Source organism: Pedobacter sp. 01T416_2, assembly GCF_056398925.1.
This window is the reverse complement of sequence record NZ_JBFTQI010000750.1, coordinates 1-2,858: the sequence shown is the minus strand read 5'-3', so window position 1 is coordinate 2,858 and position 2,858 is coordinate 1. Positions and strand designations below refer to the sequence as shown.

5 protein-coding genes are annotated in these 2,858 nt (G+C 38.4%); 4 read left to right on the top strand and 1 reads right to left on the bottom strand.

The genetic code is table 11. From position 1 onward, the window contains the following. The 4 genes from AC1DPQ_RS23510 to AC1DPQ_RS23495 form a co-directional block, all read left to right on the top strand. Positions 1-261 (top strand): hypothetical protein (locus AC1DPQ_RS23510; RefSeq protein WP_477611049.1); only part of this gene is annotated, 261 nt, incomplete at its 5' end. Positions 262-339: 78 nt separating this feature from the next. Next, complete coding sequence (locus AC1DPQ_RS23505) at positions 340-651, top strand: hypothetical protein (protein WP_029280049.1); 312 nt, start codon at positions 340-342, stop codon at positions 649-651. Between the two features lie 177 nt (positions 652-828). Then, positions 829-1,182: a hypothetical protein gene (locus tag AC1DPQ_RS23500; protein ID WP_477582089.1), complete on the top strand. Its 354-nt coding sequence runs from the start codon at positions 829-831 to the stop codon at positions 1,180-1,182. A 69-nt stretch (positions 1,183-1,251) separates the two neighbouring features. Next, entirely contained in the window at positions 1,252-2,583 is a 1,332-nt protein-coding gene (locus AC1DPQ_RS23495; RefSeq protein WP_215124868.1) for a sigma-54-dependent transcriptional regulator, read from the top strand. On the opposite strand, the gene AC1DPQ_RS23490 is transcribed toward AC1DPQ_RS23495, so the two are convergent. Continuing rightward, a partial coding sequence (locus AC1DPQ_RS23490; protein ID WP_477611048.1) for an Hpt domain-containing protein occupies positions 2,584-2,858 on the bottom strand: 275 nt, incomplete at its 5' end. It lies immediately after the preceding gene.

Below are 2,858 nucleotides of genomic sequence, written 5' to 3'. Positions count from 1 at the left end.
GTACAGGCAAGTGAGGTAAAAGATTTTAAAACTACTGCAATTGTTGCAGTTCAAGATAGCGCAGTAAAAACTCCTGTTAAATTGGAAGAACTTCCTGAGCCAGTAACAACAGCATTAAAATCTGATGCTTACAAAGGATGGACCGCTACTGAAGCTTGGTCGGTGAAAGAAGGAGCAAAAGAGTATTACTTAATCAACGTTAAAAAAGAAGCAGAAACCAATTCTGTTAAAATTGACAAAGACGGTAAACCAGTTCAATAAATAAGGCCGGTTAGCGCTCCATAATTAACGAGTATTTAACGTAACACGAGTTACAAATCATATTTTAAACATAATATCATGAAAAAGATCATTTTAGCCGCTACTTTAGCATTCGCAGGATTCACAGCAGTTCAAGCAAGTGAAGTTAATACAATTAAAAACGCTGCAATTGTTGCAGTTCAAGATAGTGCCGTAAAAACTCCAGTTAAATTAGAAGAACTTCCTGCACCAGTAACTACCGCATTAAAATCGGATGCATACAAAGGCTGGACTGCTACTGAAGCTTTCTCTGTTAAAGAAGGTACAAAAGAATATTTTTTAATTAATGTTAAAAAAGAAGCAGAAACTGGTTCAGTTAAAATCGACAAAGACGGTAAGCCAGTACAATAATCTCAATAAATACGCCACACAGGCATAATCAACATAAGCGTAGCCTTCGGGCTGCGCATACCTAAAAATACATACTACGAAACCGTCATGATTTTCAGAATCACAAAGTAATTGATTAAACCGAGCTTGCGAGTTCTTGAACTCAAAAAAAGGGAAATAAAACACTAGTGAAAAATCATGGCAGTTTCATCACAAATAAAACAAAATTTTAAACAGATGAAAAAATTAATTTTATCAGCTGCGTTCTTAGCTTTTGCAGGATTCTCAGCAGTTCAGGCAAGTGAAGTAAATACAATCAAAAATGCTGCAATTGTTGCAGTTCAAGATAGTGCAGTTAAAACTCCAGTTAAATTGGAAGAACTTCCTGCTCCAGTTACAACAGCGTTAAAATCTGATGCTTATAAAGGATGGACTGCTACTGAAGCTTGGTCTGTTAAAGAAGGAACAAAGGAGTACTACTTAATCAATGTTAAAAAAGAAGCAGAAACTGGTTCGGTTAAAATTGATAAAGACGGTAAGCCAGTACAATAAAACCCAAATAATTACATCTACCTATTATAAGAAAGCCGGATTATGTCCGGCTTTTCTTATTTTTGTTACATGGCGAGAATCCTGATCTTAGAAGACGATACTACATTTGCTCAATTACTTGAAGGTTTTTTAACAAAAAACGGTCATGAGATTACCCTTGTAACCCAAGTAAAGCAATCATTTAAGCAAGTTGAAAACAATGAATTCGACTTACTTTTAATCGATTACCGTCTTCCGGATGGGACAGGTCTTGAAGTGCTTAGCCACATCCGTGATCTGGGTCTATCCATACCTGCAATCATCATGACRAGTTTTAATGATGTTCGGACTGCGGTCAGATCTATCCAATTGGGTGCTTTTGATTATATTACCAAGCCGGTTAATCCAGATGAGTTACTCATGGTGATCAAAAATTCTTTAGCTAAAAAGGATTTAAAAAGTGTTGAACCAAAAGAAACAAACAGTGATTTTATAAAAGGGAAAAGTGCCGTTGCAGATAAACTGTATGAACACATCAGTTTGGTAGCCCCAACCGACATGTCGGTAATTATACAGGGTGAAAGCGGTACGGGAAAAGAATTTGCCGCCAGAACCCTGCACCAGCAGAGCAAGCGTGCCGATAAACCTTTCGTAGCAATAGATTGCGGTGCATTATCGAAAGATTTAGCTGCCAGCGAATTATTCGGCCATGTAAAAGGTGCTTTTACAGGCGCTTTAAATGACAAAAAAGGCCAGTTTGAGGCTGCAAATGGCGGAACATTATTTTTAGATGAAGTGGGTAACCTAAGTTACGAAGTGCAGATTAAATTACTTAGGGCCTTACAAGAAAGGGTAATCCAGCCTTTGGGCAGTACCAAACAAATCCCTGTTAATGTTCGCATCATTACCGCTACCAACGATGATCTGTCTAATAGCATGCAACAGGGTGAGTTTAGAGAAGATTTATATCATCGTTTAAATGAGTTCAAAATCCAGCTTCCGCCATTGAGAGATAGAGGTGGAGATTTAGAACTGTTTATCAACCACTTTATACAGCTATCGAACCGTGATTTAGAACGGAATGTGAAAAGTGTTTCTAATGAGGCAAAAACACTTTTGCTTAGTTACGATTGGCCAGGAAATTTGCGCGAGCTTAGCAATGTGATTAAACGTATGGTTTTATTAAGCCCAGGCGATGTTGCCCAGATTGGCGCACTACCTGATGAAATGATGATTTCTGTCCATCACCAGTCAGCTCCAGGTAATTCATCCGACCTTAAAGCGGTAAACGAACAGAATGAAAAAGCATTGATTACTGAAACGCTGATCAAAGTGAGACATAACAAATCAAAAGCCGCCAAGATTTTAAACATCGATCGTAAAACCCTTTACGCCAAGATGGAGCGTTACGGCATAGAATAATTATCCGGCATTCGCGTAGTCGATTTCCTCCATAAAGGCAATTAAGCTATCCAGTTTTCTGATCTGTAGTAAAACTTCAGATTTAATATTGGTGGTTAGGCCTTTTTCGGCAATTTCTAATTCCAGGGTGCGGAATGCGTTTGCCAAAGTCTTCGAACCCATCTGCGCCGTTCGTCCTGCAAGGCGGTGAACCAGTAACCTGGCCTGATCTAAGTCATTATCGATCAAATGTTTTTTCAACGCTGCAGCGTCATCTATAGAATCCTGTTTAAAAC

Coding starts and splice junctions, on each gene's coding strand:
- AC1DPQ_RS23505 (WP_029280049.1), top strand. CDS start 340: ATGAAAAAGATCATTTTAGCCGCTACTTTAGCATTCGCAGGATTCACA.
- AC1DPQ_RS23500 (WP_477582089.1), top strand. CDS start 829: ATGGCAGTTTCATCACAAATAAAACAAAATTTTAAACAGATGAAAAAA.